Here is a 15,383-nt window from a genome sequence, read left to right on the forward strand (position 1 = left end):
CAAAGATGTGTGCGACAGCTTAATAATTGTCCTGCTGGCTCTGCTGCCACGGCTTCACAAGGTTGCCAAAGCGGGTGAACTGCGACTCGAAGGACAGCTCGACCGTGCCAATCGGACCGTGACGCTGTTTGCCCAGAATGACTTCGGCCTTGCCGTGCAGGCGCTCCATCTCTTCTTGCCACACCTGCAAGCGTTCTAGATCGTGTTCGCCGGGTTTCTCACGCTCTTTGTAGTATTCTTCGCGGAACACGAACATCACCACGTCGGCGTCCTGTTCGATCGAACCCGATTCACGAAGGTCCGACAGCTGCGGGCGTTTGTCTTCGCGGTTTTCCACCTGACGCGACAGCTGGGACAGAGCGATTACGGGGATCTGGAGTTCTTTGGCGATGGCCTTCAGGCCCTGCGTGATTTCCGAGATTTCGTTCACGCGGTTTTCCGACTGCGATCCGCGGAGCAGCTGCAAATAGTCGACCATCAGCACGTCCAGACCATGGGTCCGTTTTAGACGGCGGGCACGGGCGGCGACCTGCGAAATGGGCAGAGCGGGGGTGTCGTCGATGAACAGGGGGCAGGATTCCAGGCTTTTTGCGGCCTCGACGAACCGGCGGAACTCTTCTTCGGTAAAGTCACCCTGACGGATTTTGTGCGAACTGATTTCCGAGGCTTCGGCCAGAATACGGCCCGCCAGCTGATCGGCGCTCATTTCGAGGCTGAAGAAGCCGACGACGCCGCCGTCCAAAGTGCCATCAGTCCCGTCGGGGCGCGTGCCGCGCCGGAACGCCTTGGCCACGTTGAAAGCGATGTTAGTAGCCAGCGAGGTTTTCCCCATCGAGGGACGACCCGCTAGAATGATAAGGTCAGACTTGTGCAAGCCGCCCATCTTGCCGTCCAAGTCCATCAGACCCGTTGAAATACCGGCCAACTGACCTTCTCGCTGGTAGGCGATGTTGGCGGTGTTCACAGCCTCGGTCACGGCGCGCAAGAACGACTGGAAGCCCGTTTCCGATTTACCCTGTTCGCCGAGTTTATAGAGCTTTTGCTCGGCATCGGTGATCTGTGCGCGAGGATCGGATTCGACCTCGACCTTGGAGGCCTTGCCCTTGATCTCTTCGCCAAGTTGGATCAGCTCGCGGCGGATCGCCATGTCATAGATCATCTGGGCATAGTCGCGCGCCGCATAGGCGGCCACAGCGCTGCCTGCTAGACGGGCCAGATAGGCGGCGCCCCCCAGTTCTTTTAGCCCTTCGTCATTTTCCATGAACGCCTTGAGCGTCACAGGCGAGGCGAGGGTGTTTTTCGCGATCCGCGCTGCGGCCACTTCAAAGATGCGGGCGTGCACAGGGTCGTGAAAATGGTGGGGTTTGATCAGGGTCGCAACCCGATCGTAAATCTCGTTATTCGTCAGGATCGCCCCAAGCAGCTGCTGTTCTGCCTCGATCGAGTGCGGCAGACCGTTTGAGTCGTCGACTTGCGCTTTGATGGCTGCAATCTCGTTCATCGTGATCCTCGAATGATAGTGAGGCCCCGTGTTAACCGAAGCCGGACCTGTCAGGCAAACTGTATAAGTCTGTGGAGAAGTTGTGAATAGCTGCCTACCAGATGTGGTGGGCTTCTGACCTTTTGGGGCAAGGCGTAGGCAGTCCGGCGTGCCGGAACGGAAAAGACCGGCGGGGGATCGCCGGTCTGTCTGATTTACGATGTTGTCCCTGCGCTTTTGGAGCGCGGCGGAATCATTTCTTGTTGGCTTCCTGCCATTCGCGGGGCGCGTTCAGGAATTTTTCGACCTCGGTCAGAGTTTCCTCGTCAAACGCGCCGCTTTCCTTGGCCTCGGCCAGAACGTCCCACCAGGTGCAGAGATAGTGCAGGTCCACGCCGTGATCGCCGAGGGTTTTTTCTGTCTCGGGGAAGATGCCGTAGTAGAAGATCACCGCAGTGTGGCCGCAGGTCGCGCCGGTTTCGCGGATCGCATCCACGAAGGACAGCTTGGAGCCGCCGTCGGTGGTCAGATCCTCGACCAGCAGAACGCGTTCGCCTTCGGTCATGGCGCCTTCGATGCGGGCGTTGCGGCCGTAGCCTTTGGGCTTTTTGCGCACGTAAGTCATGGGCAGGGCCATGCGTTCCGCGACAAGAGCCGCGAACGGGATGCCTGCGGTTTCACCGCCAGCGATGTTGTCGAATGCCTCGAACCCTGCGTTGCGCATGACGGTGACGGTCAGGAAGTCCATCAGGGTCGAGCGGATGCGGGGGAAACTGATCAGCTTGCGGCAGTCGATATAGGTCGGCGAGGGCAGGCCGGACGCCAGAGTGAAGGGCTCGCGCGCGTTGAAGTGGACGGCCTTGATCTCCAGCAGCATGCGGGCGGTCAGGCGGGCGATCTCTTCGCGGGTGGGGTAGGAAGTGGGGATCATCGGTGTGGGTCCTTGTGGCTGCGGAGGGGGGGCTGTCTGCCCCCCGGCGCTGGCGCGCCTCCCCCCGAGGGTATTTTGGCCAAGAAAGAGTTAGCTGGCTGCCCAGAAGACCGGGAAACCGGGCTGGAAGACGGTGACGGGGCCTGCGCCGGTGTCAATTTTGTCCGCGAACTCGACGGGGGCGTCCAGTTTGGTCAGGGTGAGCGTCGCATCGTTGGGCGTCAGGCCATAGAAGGCAGGACCGTTCAGCGAGGCGAAGGCTTCGAGTTTGTCCAGCGCGCCGTCCTCTTCGAAGACGTGGGCGAGGAGGGACATTGTGTTGGTGGCCGTGAAGCAGCCCGCGCAGCCGCAAGCGGATTCTTTGGCGGCGTCCGCGTGGGGGGCGCTATCTGTGCCAAGGAAGAAGCTGGCCTCGCCGCTTGTGGCGGCTTCGCGCAGGGCGATGCGGTGCTCTTCGCGTTTGGCGACAGGCAGGCAGTAGTAGTGCGGCTTGATCCCGCCCACGAGGATGTGGTTGCGGTTGATGATCAGGTGGTGCGTGGTGATCGTCGCGCCAAGGTTATCGCCGCCCGAACGCACGTAGTCGACGCCGTTCTTGGTGGTGATGTGCTCCATGATCACGCGCAGGTCAGGGGTGGCCTTGCGGATCGGGTCCAGAACGCGGTCGATGAACACAGCTTCGCGGTCAAAGATGTCGATGGCGGGGTCGGTGACTTCGCCGTGGACGCAGAGGGGGAGGCCGATCTCTGCCATCTTTTCCAGAACGGGTCGGACCTTGTCAAAGTCGGTCACGCCGCTGGCCGAGTTGGTGGTCGCGCCTGCGGGGTAGAGTTTGACGGCGGAGATGATGCCATCCGCGTGGGCCTGCGCCAGGTCATCCGCGTCGGTGTCCTCGGTCAGGTAGCAGGTCATCAGGGGTTTGAAATCCGCGCCCGCAGGGATCGCTGCCATGATCCGCTCGCGGTACGCAGCGGCCTGAGCGCCCGTGACCACAGGGGGCACGAGGTTTGGCATGATGATCGCCCGACCGAAGTGGCGGGCGCTTTCGGGTGCGATGCCCTGCAGCATAGCGCCATCGCGCAGGTGCAGGTGCCAGTCGTCGGGGCGACGGATCGTGATGCTCTGGGTCATGGGCGCGGATTAGCCCAAGTCGGGCTGTTGCGCTAGTCCAAATACAGGGTTCAGACCACGAGGCCGGGGATGTGGAGCTTGCCCTTTTCTGCTTCGGCTTCTAGCTCGCGCAGGCGTTGGGCCAGGCGCGGCGCGCGCATCCTGCGCGTGATGTTGCGCAGGACCAATGCCTCGTAGGCGTGGCGTTCGCGGTGGCGCAAGTCCAGCGCCAGGGCGCGCAAATAGACCAAATACTCGCGGCGTGCCCGCACCAATTGGTACATCGCTTGCGGCGTGAGTTTGCCGGACATTGCTTTGGCGAGAATGCGGTAAAGGATCTGCATCTCGACCAGATGGCTTTCCAGATCATCTGCCATGTGGTGCATACGAATAGGGGTGACATTGGGGCGCCGGTACAGGGCGGCGTGCATCGCATCAAAGGTATTAGACGGATCGTAGATGACGTATCCACGCTCTGCCGCTTCGAGCATATCCGGCGCAAAGCCGTAGCGATCCGTAAAGGATGTCATCCGGATCGGATGGAAGCGTTCGTCCCAGTTGGTCAGACGGGGCTCTAGGGTGGCTTGGGGTTGAATGGCAATGACGGTCGCGCCCGGACAGGCAACCGAGAATGCCGCCGCTGCGTAGCCGCAACTTCCTTTGCCATAGAAGACGACGTTCTCGAATTCTTCGAAGAACCCGTCGTCGATGAGGCGGTCAAAAAGACCATAGACAGGGTCAGCACGGAACCATGTGTCGCCGTCGCTGATAAGCGCAAGGTGGGACCAGCCCAAAGCACGCACAAGGTCAAATCCCATCGGCTGCCCAAGATCTGTCGAGGTTTGCGCACTGTTCAGTGTTTCGAAAGTGACCAGAAGCTGGGGCTTTTTGTCGATGAACACAGAAACGTGCCGGTCTCCCAATGGTTGGAAGTACCCGTGTTCCTCTCCGATCTCGACCAGCCTTGCCAGCCACTCGTCATCTGACAAGTCGAGCATTGAATCGTCAAATGCACTGGCTGTGTCTTGCATTGCGCTCTCCTGGGCCGGTTTCTGCTCTTTTGTAACGGCACTAATTCCCAATTGGGGCAGAATTGCGAAAATCGAAGGTTAAATCAAAGACAAGCTTACAAATAAAGTGTGGTTTAACCTCTCGATAAGACATGTCTATATCGCTTTAAGGGGGTGCGTACACCCACTTTGGCGTAAGTATGCACCTTAAGAGTGTTATGCAAAAATATAGATCGACTTTTGCGGGTGGTTGAGGTGTATCGGCTTGCAGGGCGCGCGGGTTGGCACCGCGATGGGTGTTTTGATGCGGAGAAGTAGTTTCAGCGTCTCTTGGGGCTGCTGAACATGCCTTGTACAGCTGCTTTGCTGGATTGTAGCGCTGTGCGTTTGTCCAGGTGCAAGGCCATCCCCTTGGCGACCGCGGGGCGCGCGGCCAGTTCTTCGAGCCAGCGGCTCAGGTTTGGTTTATCGTCCAGCGTCTGCTGCTGCCCTTCCCACAGGCTGGCCCACGGATAGATCGCGATATCGGAAATCGAATAGAAGTCGCCTGCCACATACCGATGCTGCCCAAGTTGCGCGTCCAGCACGCCATAAAGCCGCGAGACCTCTTTGCGATAGCGGGCCTTGGCATATGGGATGACTTGCGGTGGCTCCATTTGGGGGGGCGTATTTCAGAAAGTGGTGCGCTTGGCCCGCCATGGGGCCCAGACCGCCCATTTGCCACATGAGCCACTGGTCGACCGTGATCCGGTCGCGTTCTGTCTGACCGTACAGCTGCCCCGTCTTCCGCGCCAAATACTGCAGGATCGCTCCGGACTCAAAAATGCTGATGGGCGTGTCATCCGGCCCGTCAGGATCGACAATCGCGGGCATCTTGCCATTTGGTGACAGCGCCTTGAAATCGTCGGTGTGCTGATCCCCTGCGCCGATGTTGATCAGGTGCACCGTGTAGGGCAGGTCCAATTCCTCGAGAGCGACAGAGATTTTCCAGCCATTGGGCGTGGACCAGTAGTACAGATCAATCGGTGCGCTCATCAGGGTCTTCTCCGCCAAACTCAGCCTTTATCAGGTGGCGATTGTCCCGCTCTCGTCAAGGCTGCCACCCTGTCGGATATCTTGACGCAACGGACCAAGGCGCGTATGCGGGCACCAAGTGGCGCTTTGTTACCGGATTGCGGGCCACGTTAAACAAGCCGCTAAAGAGGTCAGAATAGGGCGTCCCCCGTTGCTGACCGCGACCGGGGGATTTTTTATTGCCTCGCGTGCTCTTCTCGCGGGGCCGAAGGAGAGACGGTATGAAAAAGGACACCTCGCACTGGAGCGCTCGGACCAAGGCCGTGCATGCAGGCACGCGCCGCAGCCAGTATAATGAAGTCTCCGAGGCCATTTTCATGACCCAAGGCTTCGTCTACGACACGGCCGAAGCCGCAGAGCAGCGCTTCCTCGCGCTGGGGGACGACGAGTTTATCTATGCCCGCTACGGCAACCCCACCGTCGCAATGTTCGAAGAGCGGATTGCCGCGCTCGAAGGGGCCGAAGACGCCTTTGCCACCGCCAGCGGCATGGCAGCTGTGAACGGCGCAATGATGTCGATGCTCAAGGCAGGCGATCACGTGGTCTCCGCCAAGGCTCTGTTCGGCTCGTGCCTCTATATCATCGAAGAAATTCTGGGCCGCTACGGTGTCGAAACCACATTCGTAGATGGTACCGATCTGGAGCAGTGGAAGGCGGCGATCCGCCCCGACACCAAAGCTGTCTTCTTTGAGTCTGTCTCGAACCCGACCCTCGAAGTGGTGGACCTGAAAGCCGTCGCCGAGCTGGCCCACGCGGTCGGCGCGCTGGTCGTCGTGGATAACGTTTTCGCGACCCCGGTCTTTTCCAACGCGGTCCAGCAGGGCGCAGACGTGATCGTTTACTCGACCACCAAACACATCGACGGTCAGGGCCGTGCATTGGGCGGCGTGGTTCTGGGGTCCAAGGATTTCATCCGCGGCACGCTGGAGCCCTACATGAAGCACACCGGCGCGGCGATGAGCCCGTTCACCGCGTGGATCATGCTCAAAGGCCTGGAGACGCTGGATCTGCGTGTCAAAGCGCAAGCGGCAACTGCGAAAGCGATCGCAGAGGCGCTGAACGGCCACCCGAAGCTAAAACGTGTCAGCTATCCCGGTCTGCCGAGCCACCCGCAGCACGACCTGTGCATGTTGCAGATGGGCGCGGGCGGTACCATGGTCGCCTACGAGATCAAGGGTGGCCGCGATGCTGCGTTCCGCTTTATGAACGCGCTGCAAGTGTGCATCATTTCGAATAATTTGGGCGATGCCAAAACCATCATCACCCATCCGTTCACCACCACACACCAGCGCCTGCCGCAGGAACAAAAAGACCATCTGGGCATTACTACTGGACTGATCCGTATGAGCGCCGGCCTCGAAGACAGTCAGGATCTGATCAACGACGTTCTGCAAGCACTTGAGCAGGCGTAAACTGATCTGGCATGACGGTTGGGGCGTATAATGGGTCGATCATGGCAATGTAGGGGCGGCGCTCCTACATTGTATTAGGCACCAGAATGCGAGGGACGACGTCCATGAATATTCATACTCCGCAGTTGGACCAGCAACCGACCGAGCGTCAGGCAGAGGAAGCTTTGGCTGTGCTGCGCCGTTGGGCTGTGCATGCCTCTGACACCGAGATTGCCGCTCTGGACCCCGAGCTGCGTGCCCTGCTGCCCGAGGCGCGCCCCGTGGATTACCCCGTCCTATCCCGCGTCTATCCGCAGGATTTCGCGGTTGATGCCGAATACCGCGCCGACCTGCCGGACCTGCAAAATGGCCCGTCGAGCCTGATCAAGGGCGCCCGCAAGCAAATCCAGCATGTTGGCATTTCGAATTTCCGCCTGCCGATCCGCTATCACACCCGTGATAACGGTGACCTGATGCTGGAAACCAGCGTCACGGGTACAGTGAGCCTCGATGCCGAGAAAAAGGGCATCAACATGTCCCGCATCATGCGCAGCTTCTACAAGCACGCGGACGAGACATTTAGCTTCGAGGTGATCGAGGCAGCGCTGGACGACTACAAATCGGACCTCGAGAGCTTTGATGCCCGCATTCAGATGCGCCTGAGCTATCCTGTGAAAGTTGAGAGTCTGCGTTCTTGCTTGTCGGGCTACCAGTATTACGATATCGCGCTCGAACTGATTGAGCAGAACGGTGTGCGCCGCAAGATCGTTCACCTAGATTACGTCTACAGCTCGACCTGCCCGTGTTCGTTGGAACTGTCCGAACACGCTCGTATGATGCGCGGTCAGTTGGCGACGCCGCACTCTCAGCGGTCCGTTGCGCGGGTTTCGGTGGTCCTAGAGCCAGAGCAGGACTGCCTGTGGTTCGAAGATCTGATTGGCCTGTGTCGCGACGCGGTGCCGACCGAAACGCAGGTGATGGTCAAGCGCGAAGATGAACAGGCCTTTGCCGAACTGAATGCCGCCAACCCGATTTTTGTGGAAGATGCCGCACGTCTTTTCTGCGAGCAGATGCAGAAAGATCCGCGCATTGGCGATTTCCGCGTGATCGCCAGCCATCAGGAAAGCCTGCACAGCCACGACGCCGTCAGTGTGCTGACGGAAGGTGAGACTTTCGCCAGCGCGTCCATCGATCCGAAAATGTTTGCCTCTCTCTTCCACGTCGGCTGAGAGGGCGCTTGACAGTTTGCGGGCCGAAGCCCAAGGGTCGCACCTATGTTTGACTTGCGACCCGTTGGATATGTGATCGGCCTTTTGGTGTTGGCTCTTGGCGTCACCATGCTTCCGTCTTTTCTGGTCGATTTGGCCGAAGGGCAGGGGCACCGCTTTGTCTTTCTCGAAAGTGCCTTTATTACAATGACCTTCGGGGCGTTGCTTGCCTTGGCCTGCGCAAATGCGGTCCAAGAAGGTCTGAGCCTACAACAGACATTCCTGCTCACCACATCTGTCTGGGTCGTGCTTCCCCTGTTCGGAGCGATCCCGTTTATGCTGGGGGCAACAGACGCTCGGTTCGTGGATGCGGTTTTCGAAGCCATGTCGGGTATGACCACCACAGGATCGACTGTGCTTTCGGGGCTGGACACCTTGCCCAAGGGCATCTTGCTGTGGCGGGGTACGCTGCAATGGCTTGGCGGGATCGGAATCATTGTCGTCGCGATGGTCTTCCTGCCAGAGCTCCGTGTTGGCGGGATGCAGATCTTTCGCGCTGAAGCGTTTGATACCATGGGGAAGATCCTGCCGCGCGCAAGTGCGATTGCCGCGCAGATTTCCGTGATCTACCTTGGCCTGACGATGCTGTGTGGCATGTGCTATCTCGTGCTGGGAATGTCACCGTTCGACGCGACAGTGCACTCTTTGACCACGATCTCGACCGGGGGTTTCGCCAATTATGACGAGAGCTTCGGGACATTTTCTGGTGCGCCAGAGTATATCGCGTCAATCTTCATGATCCTCGCGGCTTTGCCGTTCGTGCGGTATGTGCAGCTCTTGAATGGCAACAGCAGAGCGATCTGGCAGGATAGTCAGGTCAAGGCTTTTCTCGGGGTCATTCTGTTTTTGACCCTGATGACCACTGCGGTACTAACGTCGGTCTTTCCCCACCACTGGGAGGATGCGTTCCGAGAGGGACTGTTCAATATCACCTCAATCATCAGTGGCACAGGCTACGCCAGTGTGGACTACATGCAATGGGGTCCGTTCCTGATCACGATGTTCTTTTTCATCGGTTTGATCGGGGGCTGCGCGGGGTCGACCGCCTGTTCGATCAAAATTTTCCGCTATCAGCTGCTGCTGTCCTCGCTCAAGGTGCAGATCCGGCAAATCTATGCGCCGTCCGGCGTGTTTTTGCCTCGGTATGACGGACGTCCGGTGTCCGAGGATGTCATCAGTTCGGTGATGGCTTATTTTGTTATGTTCGTGGTGTCTTTGGGTATTCTGACACTGGCCCTGTCTTTGACGGGGCTCGATCTGGTCACGGCGATTTCGGGGGCTGCGACGGCGCTCGCGAATATCGGACCGGGGCTTGGCGACACGATCGGTCCTGCGGGCAATTTCCAGAGCCTGAATGACGTTGCCAAATGGTTGCTTGCCTTTGGTATGTTGGCAGGGCGGCTCGAGCTTTTGGCAGTCTATACCCTGTTTACCCTGCGGTTTTGGCGCGCCTGAAGCAGCGCGCCAGCAAGTTCCATCATTTCCAGCACTCTACCAGTGCGGTCAGGTCGCCGGCGGCAAGGCGCAGGTCTTCGGCGGCCATGCGTCCAACGTCTGATGTGACTTGTGCAGTCACGCCCTGTGCCGCAAGAAACGCTTCAAGCCCGCTTTCCTTGATCGCGAAACGAACATCCTCGGGCAAAGTACGGTTCGGGTCGTTTTGGTCGACCAGAAGGCCGATCACTGCGCCGCTCATGTCCAGAACCGGGCCGCCAAGATCTTCGGGCGTTGTGTGGGCGCTGAGGCGCATCTTTTCGGTGTCACCAGCCAGATCTTGCATGTCCTCGATGGTGCCAAAGGTGACCGAAGGTGCGCCAAGCTGACCGCCAAAGCTGTAGCCCGCCACAGCTACCTCGGTCTGCAGGCGCGGGGGGGATTTCTGCAAGAGCGCTGATCCAGCAGGGGCCAAGGATTCTGTGGGGCGCAAAAGCGCCAGACCGCTTTGCGCATCAACAGCGGCCAGAGTAGCCTCGTGTTCGCTTTCCAGAATGATGCTGGTACAGGTGTCGAGTCCCTCGGCCAGGGTCACAACATTGCCCGAACCATCTGCCCAGAGGCCGGAGCGTGTAAAGGACGGCTTGCGCACTTCGAGACCGGCAACCAGATCGATGCTTTGCTCGACATCCAAATTCAGCGCACCACTCAGGACGCCGGGTGTCCGAGAGAAGCTGGCCTGTATGCGCTCTAGCACGCGGGTGCGACGACCCTCGTCGCCAGCGGGCCATACCAGCGTAAAGCCCTTGATCTCGCCGTCCACCAAGGTCGCCTCGGTGTACGAGGCGATCTCGTCATTCGTCCCTTCGATGGTGAAGTCGCGACGGTTCCGTGAACGCGGACCATCCAATGGAATGATTTGCAGCGTTTGCATGATCTCATATAGCCCGCCAAGGGTGCGCTCATCCCCCGGCTCGCTGATCAGGTGGACTTGCACCGCTGGTTCTCCAACAGGCAGGTAGCGCGCGAAAGGAGCACTGTACCCATCAAAGCGCAGGGCAGCCATCGGCAGTTCGACCTGGATGCCCGCTTTGTCGTCGCGCACTGTCTCGAAGCCCAAACCATCAAAGACAGCATTATACTGCGCCAAGAGTTCCGCACGCTGAAGGGTGGTCAGAATTCCGGTGGTTTCGAAATTGTTCGCGGCCTGCCAGTTCGCCATGGAACCGCGGGTGCCCTGACCGAATGCGCCATCGATCCGCCCATTGTAAAAGCCTGCCCATTTTAGCGCCACTTGCAGCATGTTGCGCTCTTCTGCGGTCAAAAGCGCTTCGCTCTGGCGGGCTTGATAGGGTGTTTCGTCGATAATAACGGGCTCGGGTTCTGCCACGACTTCGGGTGCGGCATCGGCCGGAGCGTCGTCGAGCTGCGGCAAAGCATCCAGAGGTGTCACCTCGACCTCGGGGGCTGGGGGCTCTCCTGTAACCTCAGTTTCCTGAGTTGTTAGGGGAGTTGCGCCTACGGGCCAGAACGCATTCTGATACTCACGGCCATCCGTAATGTAAGCATCGCGGGGGATTTGCCCATTGCGCAGGTATTCACGGCGCAACTGCTCGGCTTGTTCGCGGTCGAACGGACCCAGGCTGATCGCGTACCATCCTGATCCCAAAGAGAAACCGTTCACTTGGGGCAGGGCGCCCGCGTAGGCTTGCGCACGGAATTGTGCCTCATTCAGGGTGGGTTGTGCTTCGATCTGGATATACGCGACCTCTTGGGAAATCGCGGCCGTGGCAGCAAAAACCGAAACCGAGGTCAGAAGCGAAAGATACCGATTCATACAGTGTCCTTGAAAAGTCTTTTGTTATGTCCGCTTGCGCGCTTTTGACGCCCAACAAATCTGCGTTCGGGGCATACGTCAATAATGCGGGTCATATAATTGACCCTGACCGCCTACGCGACTAGAGAGTGTTGCGCACGAGCCCTAGAGGAATGAGCATGTCAGCACCGCTTGAAAAACCCCGTAGCTTTCAGGAAATCATCCTTCGTCTCCAGAATTACTGGGGCAGCAAAGGATGCGCCGTCCTGCAACCCTACGACATGGAGGTCGGTGCCGGTACGTTCCACCCCGCGACCACCCTGCGTTCGCTGGGCTCCAAGCCATGGGCAGCGGCGTATGTCCAGCCCTCGCGCCGTCCCACCGATGGCCGCTATGGCGAGAACCCGAACCGTCTGCAGCACTACTATCAGTATCAGGTGCTGATCAAACCGTCGCCGCCGAACCTGCAAGAGCTGTATCTGGGCTCTTTGGCCGCGATCGGTATCGATATGGACCTGCACGACATCCGCTTTGTCGAGGATGACTGGGAAAGCCCGACTCTCGGCGCGTGGGGTCTGGGTTGGGAAGTCTGGTGTGACGGCATGGAAGTGTCGCAGTTCACCTATTTCCAGCAGGTCGGCGGCCATGACTGTCACCCCGTCTCTGGCGAGCTGACCTATGGTCTGGAGCGTCTGGCCATGTACGTTCTGGGCATCGACCACGTGATGGACATGCCCTACAGCGATCCCGACAGCCCGATCCCGCTGAAATATGGTGACGTGTTCCAGCAGACCGAACAGGAATACTCGCGTTGGAACTTCGATGTGGCCGACACCGACACCCTGCTGCGCCACTTTGAAGAGGCAGAGGCCGAATGCGCCCGCATCCTGAGCCAAGAGCATGTCGATCCGAAAACCGGCAAGCGTATCATCATGGCGCACCCCGCCTATGACCAGACCATTAAGGCCAGCCACATTTTCAACCTCTTGGATGCGCGCGGCGTGATCTCGGTCACCGAGCGTCAGGCCTATATCGGCCGCGTCCGCGCCTTGGCGAAAATGTGTGCAGATGCCTTTGTCTTGACCGAGGCGGGCGGCTACACGCCCGAAACCGCATGAGAGCGGGGCAGTTACTCGTGGGCGCGATTGGTGTGACAGCCGCAGTAGCGGGCGCGGCTCTGTATTATTTGCAGGTCTATGCCTATTACGAACCCGTTGAGGCCAGCGGCACAGATGACGTGACCCTGACGGGCATCGTCAGCGAAGCACCCGAAAGCATCGTCTACGACAATTTTCAGGCCATTGATGCGGACAGCAGCCCGCTGCGGTATCGCGCATGTTTTGAAACGCCGCTGTCCCAGTCGATGCTGACCGAAACCTATCAGGACTACCCCACGGCCGAACCTCTGGTCGGCCCCGGTTGGTTTGACTGTTTCGACGCCAAGGCCCTTGGCGCTGCGCTGGAATCCGGAGAGGCGCTCGCCTTTCTGGGCCAGCGTGACTTTATCTACGGCATCGACCGTGTGGTCGCCGTGCTGCCCGATGGCCGCGGCTTTGTCTGGCACCAGATGAACCATTGCGGCGAAGTCGTCTATGACGGCGATCCCGTTCCCGAAGATTGCCCCGAACCCCCGAAGAGCGTGAACTAATGCCCGATCTGCTGATTGAACTTTTCTCCGAAGAGATCCCTGCGCGCATGCAAGCCCGCGCCGCCGAGGATCTGAAAAAGAAAGTGACCGACGGCATGGTCGAGGCGGGTTTGACCTATGCCCATGCCAAAGCCTTTGCCACCCCGCGCCGTCTTGTACTGGCGGTCGAGGATGTGCTGGACCGTTCGCCCGACCTGAAAGAAGAGCGCAAAGGCCCCCGTGTCGGTGCGCCCGAAAAGGCGATCGAAGGCTTCCTGCGCGGCGCTGGCGTCACCATGGACCAGCTCGAAATCCGCGACGAGAAAAAGGGGCAGGTCTATTTTACGACCATCCAGACCCCCGGCCGCGAGGCTGCTGCGATCATCGCAGAGGTTCTGGAAAACACCGTTCGCAATTTCCCTTGGCCCAAGTCCATGCGTTGGGGCGCAGGTTCCTTGCGTTGGGTGCGCCCGCTGCACTCGATCATCTGCCTGCTGACCCGCGAAGACGGGGCAGAGGTTGTTGATCTGGATATCGATGGCATCAAATCGGGCCGCTCGACCCGTGGTCACCGCTTCATGGGCGGCGATGCGTTCGAGGTGAGCAGCTTTGACGACTATGTCGCCAAGCTGAAGAAGGCCAAGGTCATTCTGGACCCCGAGGAGCGTGCAGAGACCATCTGGCACGACGCGACCAACATGGCGTTCGCCCAAGGGATGGAATTGGTCGAGGATCGCGGTCTGCTGGCCGAGGTGGCCGGTCTGGTCGAATGGCCTGTCGTCCTGATGGGCGAGATCGGCGCAGTCTTCCTGAACCTGCCGCCCGAGGTTCTGCAAACCTCGATGAAAGAGCACCAGAAGTTCTTTTCGGTGAAGAACCCGAAAACCGGCCGGATCGAGAAATTTGTCACTGTCGCGAACATCGAGACCCGCGACAACGGCGCGACCATTCTTGCGGGCAACCAGAAGGTTCTGGCTGCGCGTCTGTCGGATGCGAAATTCTTCTGGGAGAATGACCTGCGCACCGCCAAGGCGGGCATGGATACTTGGGTTGATGGTCTGGGCAACGTGACCTTCCACAACAAGCTGGGCTCGCAGAAAGAGCGGATCGAACGCATCGTGGCTCTGGCCGCCGAACTTGCGCCGGTCACGGGTGCGAACGCCGAGGCGGCGCAAACCGCTGCCCGCATCGCCAAGGCTGACCTGCAGTCCGAGATGGTCTATGAATTCCCAGAACTTCAGGGGCTTATGGGCCGTTATTACGCCGAAGCTGCAGGTTATGACGCGGACGTGGCGCGCGTGTGCCAAGAGCATTACTCGCCCCTCGGCCCGTCGGATGATGTGCCCACCGCGCCCTTGTCGGTGACTGTAGCGCTGGCAGACAAGCTGGACACGCTGACCGGCTTCTGGGCCATCGACGAGAAGCCCACCGGTTCCAAAGACCCGTTCGCTCTGCGCCGCGCGGCATTAGGTGTGATCCGGCTATTGCTGGAAAATGATCTGCGGATGAACCTGCTAGATCATCTGTCGGCGGCGGGTGAGGCGAAAGACGATCTGTTGTCCTTCTTCCATGATCGTCTGAAGTTTTACCTGAAGGATCAGGGTATCCGTCACGACATCATTGATGCCTGTTTGGCGATGGACGGGGCCGATGATCTGACGCTCTTGGTCAAGCGCGCGCGGGCGCTGTCCGACGTTCTGGGCACCGAGGACGGTGTAAACCTGGTTCAGGGCTACAAGCGGGCCGCCAACATTCTGGCGCAGGCCGAAGAGAAGGACGGCGTGGAGTATTCCTTTGGCGCCGATCCGAAATTCGCCGAGGTGGATGAAGAGAAGGCTCTTTTCGATGCGCTGACCGCTGCGAGCGACGCGATCAAGGATGCACTGTCGTCGGAAGACTTTGCCGCTGCGATGGGGCAGATGGCAGAGCTGCGCGCCCCGATCGACGCGTTCTTTGAGGCGGTTCAAGTGAATACGGACCACGAGATCGTGCGCCGGAACCGCTTGAACCTGCTGAGCCAGATCCGTCAGACGTGCGGTCAGGTCGCCGATCTGGGCCGGATCGAGGGGTAAACCCCGCCTGAGAGGCGCGGGGCGGCCTAGGTGCGGGGGGGGGGGGGGGGGGGGGGGGGGGGGGGGGGGGGGGGGGGGGGGGGGGGGGGGGGGGGGGGGGGGGGGGGGGGGGGGGGGGGGGGGGGGGGGGGGGGGGGGGGGGGGGGGGGGGGGGGGGGGGGGGGGGGGGG

Annotated in this window: 11 protein-coding genes, 1 pseudogene and 1 riboswitch; of the genes and pseudogenes, 6 read left to right on the forward strand and 6 right to left on the reverse strand. The window is 59.8% G+C overall.

Going from position 1 to position 15,383, the window contains the following annotated elements; translation table 11 throughout:
* Positions 1-19: 19 nt before the first annotated feature.
* From AB9K37_RS07785 to AB9K37_RS07805, 5 genes and pseudogenes are all read right to left on the reverse strand, one after another.
* A complete protein-coding gene (locus tag AB9K37_RS07785; protein ID WP_369836802.1) occupies positions 20-1,501 on the reverse strand; it encodes a replicative DNA helicase in 1,482 nt (493 codons plus the stop codon).
* A gap of 232 nt (positions 1,502-1,733) precedes the next feature.
* A complete protein-coding gene (locus tag AB9K37_RS07790) occupies positions 1,734-2,411 on the reverse strand; it encodes an orotate phosphoribosyltransferase (protein ID WP_072706867.1) in 678 nt (225 codons plus the stop codon).
* A gap of 90 nt (positions 2,412-2,501) precedes the next feature.
* Positions 2,502-3,542, reverse strand: coding sequence for a dihydroorotase (gene pyrC, locus AB9K37_RS07795; RefSeq protein ID WP_369836806.1), 1,041 nt, complete (start codon positions 3,540-3,542; stop codon positions 2,502-2,504).
* A 50-nt stretch (positions 3,543-3,592) separates the two neighbouring features.
* On the reverse strand, positions 3,593-4,552 hold the full coding sequence (locus AB9K37_RS07800) for a phosphoadenosine phosphosulfate reductase (RefSeq protein WP_369836809.1): 960 nt from the start codon (positions 4,550-4,552) through the stop codon (positions 3,593-3,595).
* Positions 4,553-4,851: 299 nt separating this feature from the next.
* A pseudogene (locus AB9K37_RS07805) lies at positions 4,852-5,566 on the reverse strand (glutathione S-transferase family protein).
* A gap of 108 nt (positions 5,567-5,674) precedes the next feature.
* A riboswitch (SAM riboswitch) is annotated at positions 5,675-5,752 on the forward strand.
* A 74-nt stretch (positions 5,753-5,826) separates the two neighbouring features.
* Between AB9K37_RS07805 and metZ the strand changes: the two are divergent.
* The 3 genes from metZ (at position 5,827) to AB9K37_RS07820 (ending at position 9,719) form a co-directional block, all read left to right on the forward strand.
* Positions 5,827-7,017: an O-succinylhomoserine sulfhydrylase gene (metZ, locus tag AB9K37_RS07810; protein ID WP_369836811.1), complete on the forward strand. Its 1,191-nt coding sequence runs from the start codon at positions 5,827-5,829 to the stop codon at positions 7,015-7,017.
* 104 nt (positions 7,018-7,121) lie between these two features.
* Complete coding sequence (folE2, locus tag AB9K37_RS07815; RefSeq protein ID WP_369836814.1) at positions 7,122-8,225, forward strand: GTP cyclohydrolase FolE2; 1,104 nt, start codon at positions 7,122-7,124, stop codon at positions 8,223-8,225.
* A 45-nt stretch (positions 8,226-8,270) separates the two neighbouring features.
* Complete coding sequence (locus tag AB9K37_RS07820) at positions 8,271-9,719, forward strand: TrkH family potassium uptake protein (protein ID WP_369836817.1); 1,449 nt, start codon at positions 8,271-8,273, stop codon at positions 9,717-9,719.
* Positions 9,720-9,741: 22 nt separating this feature from the next.
* On the opposite strand, the gene AB9K37_RS07825 is transcribed toward AB9K37_RS07820, so the two are convergent.
* Positions 9,742-11,535: a serine protease gene (locus AB9K37_RS07825; RefSeq protein WP_369836819.1), complete on the reverse strand. Its 1,794-nt coding sequence runs from the start codon at positions 11,533-11,535 to the stop codon at positions 9,742-9,744.
* Positions 11,536-11,693: 158 nt separating this feature from the next.
* Here AB9K37_RS07825 and AB9K37_RS07830 point away from each other — a divergent pair, with 158 nt between their 5' ends.
* From AB9K37_RS07830 to glyS, 3 genes are read left to right on the forward strand one after another with little or no spacing between them, the layout of a single operon-like run.
* Positions 11,694-12,632 carry a glycine--tRNA ligase subunit alpha gene (locus AB9K37_RS07830; protein WP_293709019.1) on the forward strand — a complete coding sequence of 313 codons (939 nt, stop codon included), beginning with the start codon at positions 11,694-11,696 and terminating at the stop codon, positions 12,630-12,632.
* Positions 12,629-13,162 carry a DUF6446 family protein gene (locus tag AB9K37_RS07835; protein WP_369836822.1) on the forward strand — a complete coding sequence of 178 codons (534 nt, stop codon included), beginning with the start codon at positions 12,629-12,631 and terminating at the stop codon, positions 13,160-13,162. The genes AB9K37_RS07830 and AB9K37_RS07835 overlap by 4 nt, the downstream gene beginning before the upstream one ends.
* On the forward strand, positions 13,162-15,213 hold the full coding sequence (glyS, locus tag AB9K37_RS07840) for a glycine--tRNA ligase subunit beta (protein WP_369836825.1): 2,052 nt from the start codon (positions 13,162-13,164) through the stop codon (positions 15,211-15,213). The genes AB9K37_RS07835 and glyS overlap by 1 nt, the downstream gene beginning before the upstream one ends.
* Positions 15,214-15,383: the final 170 nt, after the last annotated feature.

The sequence above is a fragment of the Donghicola sp. XS_ASV15 genome (assembly GCF_041224595.1).
In the GTDB taxonomy this organism is placed as follows: Bacteria; Pseudomonadota; Alphaproteobacteria; order Rhodobacterales; family Rhodobacteraceae; genus Donghicola.